This window comes from Nostoc sp. CENA543, assembly GCF_002896875.1.
In the GTDB taxonomy this organism is placed as follows: Bacteria; Cyanobacteriota; Cyanobacteriia; order Cyanobacteriales; family Nostocaceae; genus Trichormus.
In genome coordinates this window covers 6,261,567-6,279,762 of the sequence record NZ_CP023278.1, presented here as the reverse complement: position 1 = coordinate 6,279,762, position 18,196 = coordinate 6,261,567, and the positions used below count along the sequence as shown (strand labels likewise).

The 18,196-nt window shown below is 41.6% G+C and carries 13 protein-coding genes; 3 read left to right on the top strand and 10 right to left on the bottom strand.

From position 1 onward, the window contains the following. Nucleotides 1-113 precede the first annotated feature (113 nt). The 7 genes from CLI64_RS26315 to CLI64_RS26285 all read right to left on the bottom strand — a co-directional run bounded on the left by CLI64_RS26315 (nucleotide 114) and on the right by CLI64_RS26285 (nucleotide 8,733). On the bottom strand, nucleotides 114-1,331 hold the full coding sequence (locus CLI64_RS26315; protein WP_103139984.1) for an ABC transporter permease: 1,218 nt from the start codon (nucleotides 1,329-1,331) through the stop codon (nucleotides 114-116). After that, nucleotides 1,328-2,794 (bottom strand): efflux RND transporter periplasmic adaptor subunit, encoded by a 1,467-nt coding sequence (locus CLI64_RS26310; RefSeq protein ID WP_103139983.1) that lies wholly within the window; start codon nucleotides 2,792-2,794, stop codon nucleotides 1,328-1,330. The genes CLI64_RS26315 and CLI64_RS26310 overlap by 4 nt, the downstream gene beginning before the upstream one ends. A gap of 454 nt (nucleotides 2,795-3,248) precedes the next feature. Continuing rightward, nucleotides 3,249-3,938, bottom strand: coding sequence for an ABC transporter ATP-binding protein (locus CLI64_RS26305; RefSeq protein WP_192881603.1), 690 nt, complete (start codon nucleotides 3,936-3,938; stop codon nucleotides 3,249-3,251). Between the two features lie 34 nt (nucleotides 3,939-3,972). Continuing rightward, nucleotides 3,973-5,265 (bottom strand): ABC transporter permease, encoded by a 1,293-nt coding sequence (locus tag CLI64_RS26300; RefSeq protein ID WP_103139981.1) that lies wholly within the window; start codon nucleotides 5,263-5,265, stop codon nucleotides 3,973-3,975. Between the two features lie 65 nt (nucleotides 5,266-5,330). Next, complete coding sequence (locus CLI64_RS26295; protein ID WP_103139980.1) at nucleotides 5,331-6,851, bottom strand: efflux RND transporter periplasmic adaptor subunit; 1,521 nt, start codon at nucleotides 6,849-6,851, stop codon at nucleotides 5,331-5,333. Nucleotides 6,852-6,944: 93 nt separating this feature from the next. Further along, nucleotides 6,945-7,292 (bottom strand): hypothetical protein, encoded by a 348-nt coding sequence (locus tag CLI64_RS26290; RefSeq protein ID WP_103139979.1) that lies wholly within the window; start codon nucleotides 7,290-7,292, stop codon nucleotides 6,945-6,947. 805 nt (nucleotides 7,293-8,097) lie between these two features. Continuing rightward, nucleotides 8,098-8,733 carry a TetR/AcrR family transcriptional regulator gene (locus CLI64_RS26285; RefSeq protein WP_103139978.1) on the bottom strand — a complete coding sequence of 212 codons (636 nt, stop codon included), beginning with the start codon at nucleotides 8,731-8,733 and terminating at the stop codon, nucleotides 8,098-8,100. Nucleotides 8,734-9,027: 294 nt separating this feature from the next. Here CLI64_RS26285 and CLI64_RS26280 point away from each other — a divergent pair, with 294 nt between their 5' ends. Continuing rightward, complete coding sequence (locus CLI64_RS26280) at nucleotides 9,028-9,891, top strand: tetratricopeptide repeat protein (RefSeq protein ID WP_103140887.1); 864 nt, start codon at nucleotides 9,028-9,030, stop codon at nucleotides 9,889-9,891. Between the two features lie 486 nt (nucleotides 9,892-10,377). Here CLI64_RS26280 and CLI64_RS26275 read toward each other — a convergent pair whose 3' ends face one another. Next, entirely contained in the window at nucleotides 10,378-10,779 is a 402-nt protein-coding gene (locus CLI64_RS26275; RefSeq protein WP_103139977.1) for a response regulator, read from the bottom strand. Between the two features lie 370 nt (nucleotides 10,780-11,149). Between CLI64_RS26275 and gyrA the strand changes: the two genes are divergently transcribed. After that, entirely contained in the window at nucleotides 11,150-13,648 is a 2,499-nt protein-coding gene (gyrA, locus tag CLI64_RS26270; RefSeq protein ID WP_103139976.1) for a DNA gyrase subunit A, read from the top strand. Nucleotides 13,649-14,172: 524 nt separating this feature from the next. Further along, a complete protein-coding gene (locus CLI64_RS26265) occupies nucleotides 14,173-14,352 on the top strand; it encodes a chlorophyll a/b-binding protein (protein WP_103139975.1) in 180 nt (59 codons plus the stop codon). Nucleotides 14,353-14,530: 178 nt separating this feature from the next. Here CLI64_RS26265 and rpoD read toward each other — a convergent pair whose 3' ends face one another. Next, a complete protein-coding gene (rpoD, locus tag CLI64_RS26260; protein WP_103139974.1) occupies nucleotides 14,531-15,706 on the bottom strand; it encodes an RNA polymerase sigma factor RpoD in 1,176 nt (391 codons plus the stop codon). Nucleotides 15,707-17,396: 1,690 nt separating this feature from the next. After that, complete coding sequence (locus CLI64_RS26250) at nucleotides 17,397-18,095, bottom strand: fasciclin domain-containing protein (protein WP_103139973.1); 699 nt, start codon at nucleotides 18,093-18,095, stop codon at nucleotides 17,397-17,399. Between the last annotated feature and the right edge of the window lie 101 nt (nucleotides 18,096-18,196).

Here is an 18,196-nt window from a genome sequence, read left to right as displayed (position 1 = left end):
GTATCGAAACAATGCTACCTAATTGCTAGTTGGTATAAATTCTCTGATTTCAAACAAGTCAAAAGGCAAAAGAGGTTTTTCTTTTGCCTTTTGCCTTTTGCCTTTTACCTTTCCTATATGCTCCTTAATGCCACAATGGGATCGAGTTTGGCGGCGCGTCTGGCGGGGACTACACCGAAGAATAAACCGATACCGCCGGAAATACAGACAGTGGCAGCGATCGCTACGGGGGATAAGGCTGATTCTAAAGGTGTCAAAGCCGCTACTAACATAATGCCACTGACACCAATTCCTGTCCCGATTAAGCCACCAATGGCTGATACAATTACGGCTTCAATCATAAATTGCAGTAAAATATCTTGCTCAGTAGCACCAATGGCTTTTCTCAGTCCGATTTCTTGGGTGCGTTCGGTGACGGAAACGAGCATAATATTCATGATGCCGATACCGCCTACAAATAATGAGATGCTGGCGATCGCTGCTAGCATGGTGGTTAATGCGCCAGTGATTTGTCCCACTACTTGCAAAGCATCTTTTTGAGTTCTAATCGTAAAGTCGTCTTCACCGATGAGTTTGTGGCGTTGGCGTAATAAATTTGTGATTTGGAATGCTGCTGCATCAACGCTTTCAGCGTTTTTGGCGGAAGCTACAATATAACTTAACTCCAAACCGTAGGGAGAAGTCCGTCCTACGATGCGATTAGCCATTGTAAACACGGGAATCAAAGCTGAATCATCATAATCTACACCTAAGTTTGAACCTTTGCCTTCTAAGACTCCGATAATTTGAAAGCTGGTGTCTTTGATTCTAAATTGTTGCCCTACTGGATTACTATTCCCAAACAGTCTAGTTGCTAACTTTGCACCAATAACCGCAACTTGATTGCTGCGCTTCATGTCTACGTCGCTAAAAAATCTGCCTTGGTCAACTTCAAAATCTCTGACTATTAAAAAACTTGGCGTTGTGCCAATAATATTGACATCAGTATTTTTATTACTATAAGTCACTACTTGCCGACTATTTAATTCGGCTGTGACATTGGCAATGGTGGGTACTTGACTCGCGATCGCTTTGGCATCTTCATATACTAGAGTTTTAGGCAAATCTCTGGAAATGCGTTCAGTTTCCTGATTCCCTGGAATGATAAATAATACATTCGGCCCCAAAGATTCCAATTGTTTATTGACATAGCTTTGTCCCGCTTCCCCAATCCCAATCATGGCAATTACGGAAGCGTTACCAATGACTATACCCAACATGGTGAGCGCACTACGTAGTTTATTTGCTAGCAGAGTCTTCCCCGCCATTTGCATACTTTCTAGGAAGTTCATTGGTTTTGTTTTTCCTTTGCCTTTTGGATTTTGTAATCTTTGGGTAAGTCAATAAACACGCGATCGCCTGCTTGGATTCCTGATACTACTTGGGTTTGATCTTGGATTTGCGCGCCAATTTTCACTTCTCGAAATTGGGGTTTATTTTTGGCATCAGTAACTAATACACCTGTTCTGCCGTTTTCGGTGAGAATCGCAACGGTGGGGATAACTAAAGCATTGTTGAGGCGATCGCCCAAAAAGGTCAAATCGACGTTTAAACCAGAACGTAATTTATCTGTACCAGTTTCCAGAGCTACCCGCACCTGAAAGGATGTCACACCCTGTTCTACTACAGCTTCCGGTGCAATCAAACGCACCCGTCCTTGAAAAACATCTTCAGGATAAGCATCCGCGACAATTTCCACCTGTTGTCCTGGTTTAATTCTGCCAATGTCGGCTTCTGGGATTTGCGCTAATATTTCCAAACCTTTGGCGACAGCCACAATGGAACTAGATGTAGCTGAGGCACTGCTAGAAGCGGAAGTTGTAGGAGTCACAAAAGCTCCTATATTGGCGTATTTTTGGGTAACAATGCCGGAGAATGGCGCAGTAACTACAGTATCTTGCAATCTGACTTCGGCGGCGGCTAACTGCGCTTGGGCAATTTTCACAGCAGCTTGACGTTGGGCAATTTCTTCTTTGCGGCTACCCTCTTCCAACAATACCAAGGCCGCGCGGGCTTCGGTGACGGCAGCTTCTCTGGCAGCGATGACTTCGCTACGACTACCAACTTGCAGCAGCGAGAGTTGTTTTTGGGCTTCAGCTAAATTAGCTTTGGCACTTTTATCTTCACTAATAGCCTGATCAAGTAGTTGTTTTTTCTCTGCCCCTTGTTGATATAAATACTGATAGCGGTTTACCTGCTCTGTAGTGTAATTTGCTCTAGCACGGGCTGCATCTACTTGGGCTTGGGCTTTAGCGATTTCTTGGGGACGATTGCCAGCTTTGGCTTCGGCTAATTGGGCTTGGGCTTGGGCTAAACGCGCTCTAGATTGAGCAATTTCTTGGGGACGATTTCCTGCTAAGGCTTCGGCTAATTGGGCTTGGGCTTGGGCTAAATTGGCGCGATACTGAGCAACTTGAGCTTTGATATCGCCTATATCCATCCGTGCTAGTATTTGTCCTTGCTCAACGCGATCGCCTTGTTCTACGTATAACTCAGCTAAGACACCAGGATTTTTGGGGCTAATATTTACACTCTGTACTGGAACAACCTTGCCACTGGCTGTAATCCGTAGAGTCACATTTTTAGCTTCTACAGGTACAGTCAGTTGCGTGACATCTTGTTGACTATTGCCACGATTCACAAGACTGTAAGTAGTTGTGGCAGCAATTAAACTCCCAGCTACCAGAAACCCCATCACCCACCTAGCTGGGTGCTTAATTTTGCCAATCAAGGGAACTTCAATGTACGCAATCATAAGTAGTGGTCTATGAAAAGTATTGGTGGTTCGATGAGGAATGAAAATAGTTAAGAATATTTTAGAAATAAATATTTATTTAACAATGATTAGGGTTAATTCACTAGTTATGTTTCGGATTTAACAGTCATCCTAGCCTTGATTTATCAAATATGCCTTCACCCTGTAAGGTGAATGACATGGGGCATGGGGAATGGGGCATAGGGCATAGGGCATGGGAAATTATTCTCCCTATATTCAAGTAACATCATCCATATGGGTGAATAGACGCAAAAAAATAGTGAAAGGATGCAAACACGAATATGTCTGCATCCCTTCAAAACAGGTTTAATACTAAGTTCGTAGTTAGGACTTTAGTCCTTTTCTGTAGGCGGAGCGTTTCTGAGAGAGAACTAAAGTTCTCACTACAAACCTTTAATTATGTACCCTGTTCTACTCAAATGTTGTCAGTTAGTTAACTAGCTTGTCGGTGAGAGTTGCGATCGCCGACAATCAAACCATCCTGGACGCGAATAATTCTTTTAGTTTGGGCGGCAATATCTGGTTCGTGGGTGACAATCACAATTGTGATTCCTTGCTCATTCAGTTCGGTGAGCAAGTTCATCACTTCGTAAGATGTCTCTGTATCTAAGGCACCTGTCGGCTCATCCGCTAGGACTAAAGCTGGCCGATTCACCAAAGCACGGGCGATCGCGACTCTCTGTTGTTGTCCACCAGAAAGTTGACTCGGACGGTTATGGATTCGTGCTTCCAGTCCTACTCTTTTTAAGGCTTCTAAGGCTTTCTGCTGGCGTTTTCGCTTGGGGATATTGGCGTAAACCATCGGTAACATGACGTTTTCCAACGCCGTGGCTCGTGGTAATAAGTTAAATTGTTGGAAAACAAAGCCTATTCTGTGATTGCGAATGTAAGCTAACTCATCATCATCGTAGGTAGTGAGATTTCTGCCCTCAAAGCTATAAAGTCCACTGGTGGGGCGATCCAGACACCCCAAAATATTCATTAATGTAGATTTACCTGAACCAGAAGCCCCCATAATGGCAACATATTCTCCGGTGGTAATTCCAAGTTGAATGCCTTTGAGGATAGGAACTCGAACTTCACCTAACTGGTAGGTTTTCGTAATAGATTCCAACCAAATCATTGACTTTATACCTCTTTTTTAGTGCTGAGTGCTGTTAATCACTACGCAACGCCGTAATGGGATCTAATCTGGCAGCATTCCTGGCTGGAATCACTCCTGCTACTAAGCCAACAGCCAGCGATAATCCAAAGCCAACGATGACTGATACGACTGAAATCACAAAGGGAAATTTAAAAATAGTGGACGCACCAAAGGCAATTAACACGCCGCTAACTATCCCTATACCGCCGCCAATAATCGAAATAACGATCGCTTCTGCTAAAAACTGATTGAGAATGGCGGAATTTGTCGCGCCTAATGCTTTACGAATGCCAATTTCTTTGGTTCTTTCCACAACGGAAACTAGCATGATATTAGCAATCCCAATTCCACCCACTACCAAGGAAATGCCTGCGATCGCTACTACCATGATGGTAAATAAACCTACTACATTCGTAAATGTACTGACAATATCTGCTTGGTTAGTGAGGCGAAAGTCATCTGGTTCTGGGGGGTAAATATTGTGCCGCAAGCGCAAAATATTGGTCACTTGAAATTGTGCGGCTTCTAGTTTTTCCTGATTTTCTGATGTGACTAAAATGCCACTTACAGAAACACCAGTCAGGGCATTGTTTCCCACCAGACGTTTTGACATACTCGTCAAGGGAATGAAAATTTGATCATCCCTATCCATTGGGCCTTGAGAACCTTTAGGTTCCATAATGCCAATGACTTCATAGGCTTCTCCCTGAATTCGGATTTTTTCCCCAATAATTTGGCCACTGTTTCCAAACAGGGTTCTCTGCACTGTCGGCCCGATAATTGCCACTTGTGCAGATGTGTCTAGTTCTTCTTGGGTAAAAAATCTTCCTGTTTGTGGGTGGGTGTTTCTGGCTTCTGGGTAGTTTAAATCTGTGCCGTAGATGGTGGTAGTTGTGTTTTCTCCGTTGTAAACTACCTGGGCATTCCGTTGTAAGTAAGCAGAGACAATCTCAACTGAGGGTGCTTGTTGAGCGATCGCTTTGGCATCTTCCCACGTTAAGGTACTGCTAGAACCCACACCTTGACGAATATTGCCACTCCTAGCAGAGCCTGCCAATATTTGCAGCACATTTGTTCCCAAGGCTTGAATTTGCTGCTCTACGCTTTTTTGTACTCCCTGTCCTACGGAAGTAATCGCAATTACAGAAGCAATACCAATAATCACACCCAGCATTGTCAATCCTGTGCGTAATTTATTACTCCACAGGGTTTCCGTTGCCATTGACAAAATTTCTAAAAATGGCACAGAACGGGAATTATCCTGTTTGGCACGAGGATGAATCGCCTTGTAAAAACCCTGAATCATATTCTTAAATTTAAATATTTTTTATACATACCACCCTTACACCTTTAAGCGTTGCAAGCACAGCACTACCGAGAACGACGACCTCCGCCTGTCCCTGGTAACAGGCCGCCTCTTGGGGTTGATTGGGTTCTGGTTCCTGGTGGGAAACTCAGCAGAACTTTTTCGTTACCCGTCAATCCCGATTTCACTTCTGTAAAATTATTAGCAGTGACTCCAGTTTCAATGGGGGTAAATACTGGTCTGTCTTTTGCACCCATAATAAACACACCTGTAGCATTTTCACGACGCACTACTGAGGCTGTAGGTACAACTAAGGCGTTTTCTATTTCACCAACTTGAAAATCTGCTTCGACGTTCATCGCCGATCGCAATAAATTTTCGGGGTCGGAAAGTCGGATTTTGACTTGAAAACTGGTGACATTCTGCTCAACTGTGGCTTGAGCTGCAATCTGGCTGACTTCACCTGTAAAGGTTTTGCCAGGGTAAGCGTCTGCTCTAATAGTGACTTTTTGCCCTAAGCTAATTTTGGCAATATTAGATTCGGAAACATTCGCGACTACTTCATTTGTCGCTGCTAAAGCCAAAATTGATGAAGATGTAGCAGAAGATACCGCACTACCAGAGGTTGTAGGTGTGACAAATGCCCCAGGATCAGCATATTTTTGGGTAATAATACCGTCAAAAGGAGCGCGTAGTACAGTGTCGTTAATTTGAGATTGAGTATTTTGTAGTGAACCGCGAGCAGATATCACCTGGGCGCGCGCCACATCAATATCTTCCCTTCTCGAACCAGCTTTGAGTAATGCTAGGGCTTCTTGTCTTTGTTTGACTACAGCCCGTACTTGTGCAATATCTTCTGGGCGCGAACCGGCTTGTTGTAGTGCTAAGGCTTGCTTTGCTTCATTCACTTGGGCTTGCGCGCTATCGCGATCGGCGCGTTTTTGGTTTAAAACTTGGAGAGCGATCGCACCTGCATTATAAAGTTCTTGATTGCGACGAAAATCATCTTCTGCCTTTTGCAAGTTAGCTTGACTACTCGCTAACCTCGCCTGAGCCTGAGCAATATCTTGGGGGCGATTTCCCGCTTCCGCTTTTTGCAAATTCGCCAGGGCTTCATCTAATTGGGCTTGAGCTTGAGCAATATCTTGAGGACGATTCCCAGCTTGGGCTTTTTGCAGATTTGCTTCGGCTTGTGCAAGTTGTCCCCTTGCTTGGGTGAGTTGTCCTTGCAGGTTGGAATCATCCATGTAAGCTAAAATCTGACCCTGTTTGACGAAATCCCCTTCTTTGACTAGCAGTCTTTTGAGAATACCAGAATTTTTCGGACTTAAATTAATCGAGCGTTCTGGTTTGACAGTACCGTTAGCTGTCACTGTGATCGATAAAGTTTGTCGCTCTACCGCCTGTGTCAAAACTCTGCGTCTTGCTTCTTGGCGGGGACTCACCGCTACTTGATAGTAAATGGTGTAACCAATTCCACCTAAAAGACTCAAAGCAATCAACCAAGCTAGCCAGTTTCTACTTTTCTTCTTGGTTGGTGTGACTAATGCTGGTGTATCTACAGGGTTTGATGTTTCAATCGTCATTTCTAATCCTGTATTAAATTTGTGCAGAAAGCGGTTACAGAGCTAGTTTTGCTAGGCTAGAACTGTAACCTCAAAGCTCCTTGATGAGCAATATTAGAGTCGGATTAATATACCATTTGGTAATCTAATCAAACCATTGCTTTGTCTCACTACTCTTCTCACAGGAACAACCTCTTGACTAGGAAGAATAATATCTCCATTAGGCAGTCTATAGTAACCTGCGGTACGTAGTCTCACTACTCTCCGAGAAGAAACCACTTGCCCATTAGACAATCGGTAGTCCCCATTTCTCAGTCTGACTACTCTGGGGTAAACTTCTCTGCTGTAAACTACTGTTCTATGGGAATTTCTCGGTTGTGCCTGTGCTGGTGTACCCATCACCAGAGGAGAAAACAGTAAGGCTGTTCCTAGTAAGAGGATGGCACGTTTTGGTTGTAACATAAAAATATATCCTGGTTTGTACTGTTGTTGCTATTTGCTGGTGTTCCAGTGTAGGGAATCTATCCCGCTATGCCAGTAATTATCACCGCCCTTTTAGCTATCTCATAAGTGAAAAAAGTCATCAATATCAAGGAATTGATGTAGGAAAAAAGTCATAGTTTTATTAGTAAGCTACTGATGACATTTGGCAATCTTATTTGTCATTTGCATGTCAGTTTTGGTAATTAGTAAGACTATGAATATAGCTTCTCCTAGTCTCCTGAATGACAAAATTATCTGCGTTTATCTGCGTTTATCTGCGTTTAATGATTGTCATTTGTACTTTAATTAGGATAAGAAAAGCGACGTTGTTGAATCAGAATATTAAATGCCAGAAATACCTTTATTTTCCTTTATTACTTCGCACCTTTGCGCCTATCGCAAGCGGTTCTGCGTTAGCGTAGCTAAATTCATATCTCAATTCAGCAACACCAGAAAGGCTATAATTAATTACCGATGAGATAATTCGATAAATTGAAATTTACACAAATAGTTTTGCTCAGGCATTTGTAAACTTAATGATTGTGACTGAGGACATGGTGCAGCTAAAAAAAAGTTAATACCAAAACAAAAGCAGATAATTCCTAACAGGAAAGCACGACGTAGCCACATAAAAATTACCCTCAGCAATAAAATGTAAGCACTAACTTATTAATTAATCAAAAAAATTTTGAGTTGACTCGATCATTTTTGGTGTTGCTAGGTTTAGATAATCCGATTTTCCGGTTTGGCTCAATTCATCCCTTCATCATGCAACACCAATTGTTTAGTGAGGTGCAATTCCCTGCCAGACTATCTCCACTAAGTTTTCTACAAATAATCTTGTGGCTGTTGAAGATTGTACTGATTGATGAAGTTCTATTCCCATCTGAGGTGAGTGTGTAGGTGAAGTCATGGGAGATGATATTTGCCCCAAAAAAACATAGTTCATCAATGCACCCATAATCATATGAGCTAAAGCTTGAGCATCACAAGAACGAAGCCGCCCTTGATTCATCTCTTGTTCTAGAAAATCCATTAATATTTTTAACTCTTGAACGGGTTTTGCATTTTTACCTCTCATCTCTGGCAAATCCATACCACGAGAACGGAGCATCATCATACGCGGAAAGACGACGCTATAAAAATCCAAAATCTGGAGGAATATAGCAACTAGATTTTGCTTGAGATCACCTTTGCCACAAAAAACCTCTAATTCTTTTATCCAAGGGGCTGTATCAGGCATACCCATAGCGGCAAAAAATAGGTCTTCTTTAGTAGCGAAGCGTTTGAAGATAGATGCTTCCGAAATTCCAGCTCGTTGAGCAATTTCTAGGGTAGAGCCACTAAAGCCTTTTTGTAGGAAGACTTCACGGGCAGCATCTAAGATTTGCTGGTTAGTGATTTTAGGAGTACGAGCCATAAATAAGTAATTGGATACTTATTAATTTATCTGGTCAATAGTTATTAGTCAATAGTCAATAGTCATTAGGGAACAGGGAACAGTTTTTCTCTCATACCTTGTCTACTCTGTCTACCTTGTCTACCTTGTCTACCTTGTCTATCTTGTCTACCTTGTCTACCTTATCTCCCCTATTCCCTATTTGCTATTTGCTACTTCTGTGCTAACAACTTGTAAAATTTGCCTGCCACCTCAAGCGGATATCGTTTAAGCTAGCTGAAAGATTATGTGATATGTGATTTAAGAGGCGGTAGTGTGCCTAAATACTTTCGTTTAGTTTCTCTGTTAGTTGTCTGTGGTTTGTGGAGTGTACCAAACACGGCTCATGCTCAGGCATTAATACCTCATGCTTTGCAATTAGATACGGCTAAATTAGAAAAGCAGGGATTGGGTTTAGCGCAAGAAGCGGCTCAACTGGGACAATTTCAACAGTTTGAGTTGGCTTTACCTAGAGCTAGACTAGCTAGTCAATTGGCTCCTGGTAATGACAAAGTTTGGTTTCTTTTGGGTGGGTTGCAGCTGCAAACCAAAGATTATGATGCGGCGATCGCATCTTTAAATAAGGCCAAATCCCTGAATCCCAAAAATGCAGATGTTTTATTTGCGTTAGGTTCAGCCAATTTTCAACAAAAAAAATATCCAGCAGCTATAGAACATTATCAAGCAGGGTTGAAGTTAAAACCCAACGACCCAGAAGGATTATTTGATTTAGGTAATGCTTACTACATGGTGGGACGCTTACCCGATGCGATCGCGCAATATAACAAAGCTGTGGCACAAGACCAAAAATTTTGGCCGGCGATTAATAATATTGGCTTAATTGAATATGAACAGGGTAATGTTGACGCAGCAATTAAACGCTGGCAAACTGCTGTGGCGATTGATAAGCAAGCCGCCGAACCATTACTCGCTCTAGCTGTAGCCCTATACTCCAAAGGCGATCGCCAACAGGGTTTATCGCTAGGCGAAGCAGCCTTGCGTATTGATCAACGCTATGCCAATTTAGATTTTCTCAAGGAAAATCTTTGGGGCGATCGCTTACTGTCTGATACGCAAAAATTCCTCGAATTACCGCGCATCCAAGCTGCTTTAGAACAAAAAGAGAATGCGCCGAAATAGTTGACGCATCAACTCCCACAAATTAGAAAGCAGTCGCAAAAATAGATTGCGTTTTGTAATGGAGTAGTGAGTAGTGAGGAATTTAGTCACTGATTAAAAATTCCTCCTTTCTCTACTCCTTTATTTTTCGCAACAGACTTGCATCTCCCTTGCCTCCCTTGCAGCAAGATTTTCCAGCACCTAAATTTGTCAGGCTTTCCCTGCTCACTAAAGCAATAGTATATTTTTTAATTGGAAGTCCCTGAATGGATGACAACTTCTGATACCGAATTGGGATAGGTAGTATTGTTTCGAGATTCTGGAATAGTCTAAGAATCTAGGCTTTTAATCCAAAATCCAAAATCCAAAATCCAAAATTGGTATGAGTGACTAATTTCCTACTTGCGGATTAGAAATAAATATAGTACGTATATACTAAATAATGAGGAATTGTTCATCAGAAACATTAGTGAGGGGATATTCCTCAGAAAATGTCTGAAGTTTTCATTAGTTGTCTCTAGGGAGAAGTGCCACAATTTGGTCAACAAACTGTTGATGGTCTACAACAGGCTTAGAAATATAGCCGTCAGCACCACTGAGTTTGAGAAAATTTTCGCGATCACCCTCCATCGCGTGTGCCGTCACTAAAATCACAGGTAGATTGGCGGTTTGGGGATCAGACTTTAACATTTGGGTAATTTTGATCCCATCTACAGATTTACCTTGATAAACACTTCTAGAGAGAGAAACATCCATTAAAATGAGGTCTGCTTCTCCAGCTTGGGCAATTTTCATCACTTCTTCTACATTTTCTGTATGTTTAACACCTAAACCACCTCGTTTAGTCAAAATCTTAGAAAAAACGCGGGCATTAATGAGATCATCTTCAACAATCAAAACTGTTTTCATGAGAACTTTATGTATGGAGGTAAGGGGGAAACATCAATTCCAAGTTTAAAATCCCATTGGTTGAATCAGAATACCGCCAATGGGAAGCCAGAAACCAAAATTTACGATTAAGAAATCTCATCATAGCAATTAACTTGAATACAGCACTGTATGCAATTTATAGTCGTGAGCATCAGCCAGCATTTGATGAAAAGACTTATCTCCTTTTTAATAGTGTATGTATACACTCATCATCAAGGATGATCCTACGGCTTTTTATACCGTGATCATCAAGAATATGTTATGAAACCCATTTCATCCGTTATGCTTTGTTTGCTGCATTATTTAGTAACACTGATTTTTGTATAGTTCAATCTCAGGGAAAAAACTCATGGCAAAACAGTTAAACCTTCTCTCTAAGGGACAGGTAATCACAACAGCCCTGCACACCGAGATGCAACGGTCTTACCTAGAATATGCCATGAGTGTGATTGTAGGGCGGGCATTACCAGATGTGCGTGATGGTTTAAAGCCCGTGCATCGGCGGATTTTGTATGCTATGCACGAACTAGGCTTAACACCGGATAGACCTTATCGGAAATGCGCCCGTGTGGTAGGGGATGTATTGGGTAAATATCACCCTCATGGTGATCAGGCTGTTTACGATGCCCTGGTGAGACTGGTGCAGGATTTTTCCAGTCGTTATCCCCTACTAGCAGGACATGGTAACTTCGGTAGCGTTGACAATGACCCACCGGCGGCGATGCGCTACACGGAAACCCGACTCGCGCCCATTAGCCATGAGGGGATGTTGACAGAAATTGGCGAAGAAACAGTGGAATTTGTGGGTAACTTCGATAATTCCCAGCAAGAACCTACTGTTTTACCTGCCCAATTGCCCTTTCTGCTACTGAATGGCTGTGCAGGAATCGCTGTGGGGATGGCGACAAATATTCCGCCGCATAATTTGGGTGAAATTGTTGATGGGTTAATTGCCCTCATCGACCAACCAGATTTAGCAGATGAAAAATTACTAGAGTTAATTCCAGGGCCTGACTTTCCCACTGGGGGAGAAATAGTTGGGGATGCGGGGATTCGCGAAGCTTACATTACAGGTAAAGGTGGGATTGTGTTGCGGGGAGTCGCCACAGTCGAAGAAGTTCCTGGTGGTCGGGGTAGTAAGCGACGCACAGCCATTGTGGTGACAGAATTGCCTTACCAGGTGAACAAAGCAGGCTGGATTGAAAAGGTGGCTGAGTTGGTAAATCAAGGTCGCCTGCAAGGTATTTCCGATATTCGAGATGAAAGCGATCGCGAAGGAATGCGCGTTGTCATCGAACTCAAACGCGATACTAATCCCCAAGAAGTCCTCCAACATTTGTATCACCAAACAGCTTTGCAAACTAACTTTGGGGCGATTCTGCTGGCAATTGTCGATGGACAACCCCGTCAGTTAAGTTTGCGGCAACTTTTACAGGAATTTCTCAATTTCCGAGAACAAACACTCAATCGCCGTTATAGTTACGAGTTAGACAAGGCGCAAACTCGCCTACATACCGTTTCAGGATTATTAACGGCTTTGTCAAATGTAGATGCAGTCATTGAAATTTTGCGACAAGCCGCCGACGGTAGCACAGCCAAAATTACCCTATGTAGCCGGCTAGATTTAAGTGAGAGTCAGGCGGATGCGATTTTAGCTATGCCTTTACGTCGCTTGACAAGTTTAGAACAGCAAAACCTACAGCGTGAGTTTGAAGAACTCAATGAACAAATAGCTTTACTGGACAAACTATTGAGCGATCGCAAAGAATTACTCAAAGCTTTGAAAAAAGATTTGCGATCGCTCAAAAAGAAATACGGCGATTCCCGCAGAACTAAGTTAGGTGGAGAGGAATTACCAAAAGCCAAAAGTACAGATAAACAAGCTAGTTCCACCAGTACAGAGGCCGAAACAGAATCTACTGCACCTCTAGAGGAAGTAATTTTAGAATCTACCCATCGCGGTTATGTGCGGCGAATTCAACTATCGGGGAAAAAAGCCAAACTAGAAAACGGTTTAAATGATAACGATTTTATTATTCAAACCGAATTAACTGATACCCACAAAGATTTATTGGTGCTAACTAGTGGTGGTAAACTCTACCCCATCAAAGTCGGAGATATCCCGCCCACTACAGGACGTTCACCACGGGGAACACCTTTAATTACCATGCTCACAAGTACAGCTCAAGGTACTCAAGAAGCTGTAGTCAGCCGCTTTATTCTCCCGACAGATTTAGCAACTCAGCAAATCGTTTTGTTAACCAAACAAGGCCGCATTAAACGCTTGTCGTTGAGTGAACTATCTAACCTGACAAGGCGGGGAGTGACTATTATTAAACTCAAAGACGATGATGAATTGTTGCTAACACAATTCACCAAATCAGATGAGGATTTAGTCATAGCTAGTTCTGGCGGGCGATTGCTGCGTTTTCCTGTCAATGATGAACAACTAGCCATCATGGGACGCACTGCGATGGGTTTACAGGCTTTACGCATCCTCAAACATCAACATATGGTGGGTTGTGTGAGTTTGGCTCAAGCCACACACTTATTGTTAGTGACAGAAGAAGGATTCGCTAAACGCTTACCAATAAATCAACTCAAGGCTGCTAATCGTGCGGACTTGGGTACACAAGCCATCAAATTTGCCAGCAAAACAGATAATTTAGTGGGGATGGTGGCAGCGATCGCTAATTCCGAAGTTGCACTTGTGACTAACAAAGACCGATTAGTGCGAATCTCTATAGATACAGTGCCGATTTCAGGGAGAGATGCTAAAGGTGAAAGCGTCCTACAACTTCACCGTGATGAAAAAATCATCACAGTTGCTGAGGTTAAGTCATCGTAGACTCATACAGTGCTTGAAACAGAAGTAATTGTTTGACTGTAGTTAACAGTCAAACAATTTTGGATTAGCTGAAGCAATCTAAAAATCGATCAAACTCCTATTTAATAGTAAAGATTATTAATAGTCATATGCTTTATAGGAAAGTCTGATAGATATTTTAAGTGAGCTTTAGGTGGGCATTAATACTGCTCATATTACGCAGGCTAAGTCCAGAGTAATTCTAGAAAGCTACTGTTTTCTCTTACCCCTGCACTTGAAATTTCCCTACAGCATTTGCTAAAATTATTGATAAATAATCGCAATATTAATTTTTCTTTATGTAGATGACTGCAAGTGACTACTTGCTTATGTTTGCAATCCATCTTCTGAAAGATGGATTTATCAAGTTATCTATTGAATCCAGAGAAAATTGACTCTGAATTTAAAACCAAAAAAGTATCAATAAATGTTGCTAGTTTGAAAAAAATTGTTATATTAATTTACATACAGTAACAATCATTAGTAATTTGCGTTTGGAGTCCACCATGACAGACACAACAAAAATCTCTGCGCCTGTAATTGAAGACCGTAACGCTTGGCGTTGGGGCTTTACACCCCAAGCCGAAATTTGGAATGGTCGTTTAGCAATGATCGGTTTTTTGGCAGCTGTATTAATTGAACTGTTCTCAGGTCAAGGCTTCTTGCACTTCTGGGGTGTTCTCTAATATCAACTGCTGTTAGTTATCAATAGATAAAACATAGATAAATAAGAAACCTGGAAGAATTAATCTTCCAGGTTTTTATCAAGTGTATTCAATAGTCCAAAGTCCACAGTCAAAGATTTGGAGATTTTAGTCAGTTGTCACTAGATTTGACTATTGACTATTGACTATTGACCTTTGACTACCGAATGTATTCTTTTAGGACGCTGTTACGGTTGGGATGGCGTAACTTACGGAGTGCTTTGGCTTCGATTTGGCGAATCCGTTCGCGAGTGACGTTGAAAATTTGTCCGATTTCCTCTAAAGTCTTCATCCGACCATCATCTAAGCCGTAGCGGAGTCTTAAGACATCGCGTTCACGAGGGCTGAGGCTATCAAGGACTTTTTCTAGGTCTTCCCGTAGCAAGTTTTTGGATACTTGATCTTCTGGGGTTTCGCCATCGGATTCAATAAAGTCACCCAAGCGAGAATCTTCTTCTTTACCAATAGGAGTTTCTAAAGAAATTGGTAATTGAGCAGATTTCGCAATGAACCGCAATTTCTCGATGGTCATTTCCATGCGAGTAGCGATTTCTTCTTCTGTGGGTTTACGTCCCATTTCTTGAGAGAGTAACTTGGTAGTTTTCTTGATTCGAGAAATGGTCTCGTAAAGGTGGACTGGTAGACGGATAGTGCGGGATTGATCTGCGATCGCTCTTGTGATGGCTTGGCGAATCCACCATGTAGCGTAGGTGGAGAACTTATAACCTTTCTCATGGTCGAATTTTTCCGCCGCCCGAATCAAACCCAGACTACCTTCTTGGATTAAATCTTGGAATGATAAACCGCGATTCATGTATTTTTTGGCAATAGAAACTACCAGACGTAGGTTCGATTGCACCATTTTGTCTTTTGCTCTGCGACCGATGTGCAGACGATAACGAAATGCTGATAGTGGTAGTTGGACTGCTTCTGCCCATTCTTTATATTCAGGTTCGCGTTCTAACTGGTCTTGCAAGCGATCGCGCACCCGTTCTAGCTCTAATAAATCGGCAATTTTCCGCGCTAATTCAATTTCTTCATCAGCACGCAACAGCCGAATTCGACCGATTTCTTGCAAGTAAAGACGAATCGAGTCCTCGGTGTAGTGCTTTTTCTTACTTTGTGTCCGACGACGCGATTTAGCGGCTTTTCCAGACTTTGCGTCGTCCTCATCAGACTGAGGCTCTAAAAAATCATCAATTTCGCCTTCATCGGTAAGCAGCAAGTCCTCCTCGTCATCAATTAAGAGGTCTTCTAACTCGATTTCTTCAGGCTGATTCATTATTTCTAGGTCAGGCTGATAAATGCTATCGAGTACGTTGTTAGCCTGGTTCATGCCGCGTTCCTCATGCTCCTTGCAGAATCAATTACTCAAGATTTGGTTACTGCTCTTTTTAAAATGAGCTAGTTAACAAAGAAAAAAATAGGGTTTTAGATGGATTTCCCTGATGTTTGAAAGGAAGTTTTACTCTTCCATTACGAATGTGAATAGCTTTACTGGATAGTAGCTTACTCACTTCATGGGAAGCCAACATTTTTGCTGTTGTTGGCAACTGTATAACTGGCTTGTATCAAAAAAGACTTGTCTTGATAAAAAATCTACCACTTCATAGAAATAAATTATGACTGTTGGCATATTTTCCTATAAAGACTGTTCCGATTGTAGCCTGTTTCACAAAAATTGCACTCTTTTTGTGTGTTAATCATGAAGTCATTAAGCAAGGTAAAGCCACTACTATCAAAAAGACATAAAACATGGTAGTGATGCACTTAAATTTTCTCTAAAGTTTTTGGGAATTGCAGTGGCATTATCTTTACATTCGCTGGAATTTAAAGCTGTCTTCACACAATTTCTGGTATTATGTAAAACATGAATCACCTAGAAATAGTGTATTTCATGTTAACTTAGTCCGGCAGCATTGAGTCACCCATTTTTACATTTCCTTCATAAAAGTGTTAGTCCGGAGAATTGGGTAAGACTTTCCACTAAATCGAGACACCAATTGGAGATAGCTCTTGTGTTGAAAGACTGAACTTTCTGTGTGTCAATCTCCTTTACTAGTTAGTAAGGGAGGTGGAGACTACCCTTGTGATAGTTAATTGAGATGTCAGGAATTCAGCCTTATTCACACATTAGCGCAATGCTGAGATTTCAAACCTCTGAATCTTGACAAACTTTGATTATTGTATCCAACGATATTTTAATCAATTCAAAAGAGATTTGACAGTTGAGATTCCGGATATTTGCCAACTTAAAGCAAAACTTTATCGAATACAGATAAAATGTTAGCTTTCTCAAGTTAAAAAGAGAACATATTAGCCTGCTAGTAACAGACTGTTATTGTCTCTTTGCTTCAGAGAAGCCAAAGCTTGATTTTAGTCATCATATAGATTTGCAAGTGATTTTCTATGGGGTGGTTTGTCAAAAAACGGCAATAAATTCACCTGATTGTCAGGGAAATATTGTGATTTTGTCATCTTCGATGCTGAAGATACTGCGCTAGTTAGATTATTTTAATTAATTGGTGGCTTTGCTATATCAGCTTAACAAATACTGTTTCTGATGGTAGCGTTAAACAGCTTAGTGGCCAAAAATTAATACTTTTTTGAATTACTAAAGCAATAAAAAATAATATTCAATCAATTTGATGAAAAACTCTTGACACAAAGTCGGTTTTGTGCTTTTTGGCATTGGGAAAGCTGATAGTAAGGTTAATATTTTCTTAATGTATATTATCAGACTATTTTACCTAACGAATAATAAAAAATTCCCCGGAACAATTTTTAAGCAGATATTCTGCATTCCGAGGATTTTTCGGTTTTGAGGGTGTGAGGGTGTGAGGGTGAGGGTGTAAGGGCTTAAGGGTTTAAATCAATATAGTTGCAGATAAGCCTTTTTGTCTTTTACTTTTCCCTTTTCTCTACAGGAGAAATTTCTTAACTGAACCGTCTTGAGGTATCAATTATCTGAATTTTTACCCATAAACCCCTAAACCCCTAAACCCTTACACCCCTACACCTTACAGTTACCGAGGAGTTGCTGGAGTTGTTTTAGGTGCTGTGTTTAAACTATTGGAAAGATCTGGGGGTAGGATTACCTTATCTACTACGTGAACAATACCGTTACTGGCGGGAATGTCTGCTTGAGTGACTTTAGCGTCATTTACCGTAATGGTTTGATTGTTGGGATCTACTTTGATATTAACTGTTTTACCTTCTAGGGTTTTAACCTGTCCTGATTTGAGTTGTTGAGAGGTAAATCTTCCAGGGATAACGTGATACGCTAAAAGCTTAACTAATTGCTGTTTATTAGCTGACTGCAAGAGATTATCAAGCGTGGTTTTGGGTAACTGTGCAAAAGCCGCGTCAGTGGGTGCAAATACAGTGTAAGGCCCTGGTGTGGTTAATTGATCGCTTAAACCTGCGGCTTGAACTGCCTTGACTAATGTTTGAAATTGTCCTTGGTTGGCTGCTGCGGTTGCTAGTTCGGCTAAATTGCGATTAGATGTAGTGGTGCTGTTAGGAGTGGGTGAAGTATTAGTAACTGTAGGAGTAGGCGATACAGGTGGAACGGTTGCTGTGTTTACAGGGGTTGAGGTAGCTTCTGGAAGGTTAGTTGTGGGAGTTTCTGTAGTTGGTTGGGCGCAGGCAGATAAGATGATCAGGCTACCCGCACCTAGAATATTAAACAATGCTTTAACTGCCAAACTGCTGTTTGCTGTCATGGCTTTGGTTTAATTTCATTGCAATAAAGATTTATTTACAATAGTCAATTTCTTTGTTTTAACCTTCCTCATCCCAATGGTGTAGTTTTTAGGGAAGGGAG

What these genes read in the sequence shown, in the direction of transcription:
- CLI64_RS26275 (WP_103139977.1), bottom strand. Translation starts at nt 10,779, where the DNA reads ATGAAAACAGTTTTGATTGTTGAAGATGATCTCATTAATGCCCGCGTT.
- gyrA (WP_103139976.1), top strand. Translation starts at nt 11,150, where the DNA reads ATGGCAAAACAGTTAAACCTTCTCTCTAAGGGACAGGTAATCACAACA.
- CLI64_RS26305 (WP_192881603.1), bottom strand. Translation starts at nt 3,938, where the DNA reads ATGATTTGGTTGGAATCTATTACGAAAACCTACCAGTTAGGTGAAGTT.
- CLI64_RS26285 (WP_103139978.1), bottom strand. Translation starts at nt 8,733, where the DNA reads ATGGCTCGTACTCCTAAAATCACTAACCAGCAAATCTTAGATGCTGCC.
- CLI64_RS26295 (WP_103139980.1), bottom strand. Translation starts at nt 6,851, where the DNA reads ATGACGATTGAAACATCAAACCCTGTAGATACACCAGCATTAGTCACA.
- CLI64_RS26300 (WP_103139981.1), bottom strand. Translation starts at nt 5,265, where the DNA reads ATGATTCAGGGTTTTTACAAGGCGATTCATCCTCGTGCCAAACAGGAT.
- CLI64_RS26310 (WP_103139983.1), bottom strand. Translation starts at nt 2,794, where the DNA reads ATGATTGCGTACATTGAAGTTCCCTTGATTGGCAAAATTAAGCACCCA.
- CLI64_RS26265 (WP_103139975.1), top strand. Translation starts at nt 14,173, where the DNA reads ATGACAGACACAACAAAAATCTCTGCGCCTGTAATTGAAGACCGTAAC.
- CLI64_RS26315 (WP_103139984.1), bottom strand. Translation starts at nt 1,331, where the DNA reads ATGAACTTCCTAGAAAGTATGCAAATGGCGGGGAAGACTCTGCTAGCA.
- CLI64_RS26290 (WP_103139979.1), bottom strand. Translation starts at nt 7,292, where the DNA reads ATGTTACAACCAAAACGTGCCATCCTCTTACTAGGAACAGCCTTACTG.
- CLI64_RS26250 (WP_103139973.1), bottom strand. Translation starts at nt 18,095, where the DNA reads ATGACAGCAAACAGCAGTTTGGCAGTTAAAGCATTGTTTAATATTCTA.
- rpoD (WP_103139974.1), bottom strand. Translation starts at nt 15,706, where the DNA reads ATGAACCAGGCTAACAACGTACTCGATAGCATTTATCAGCCTGACCTA.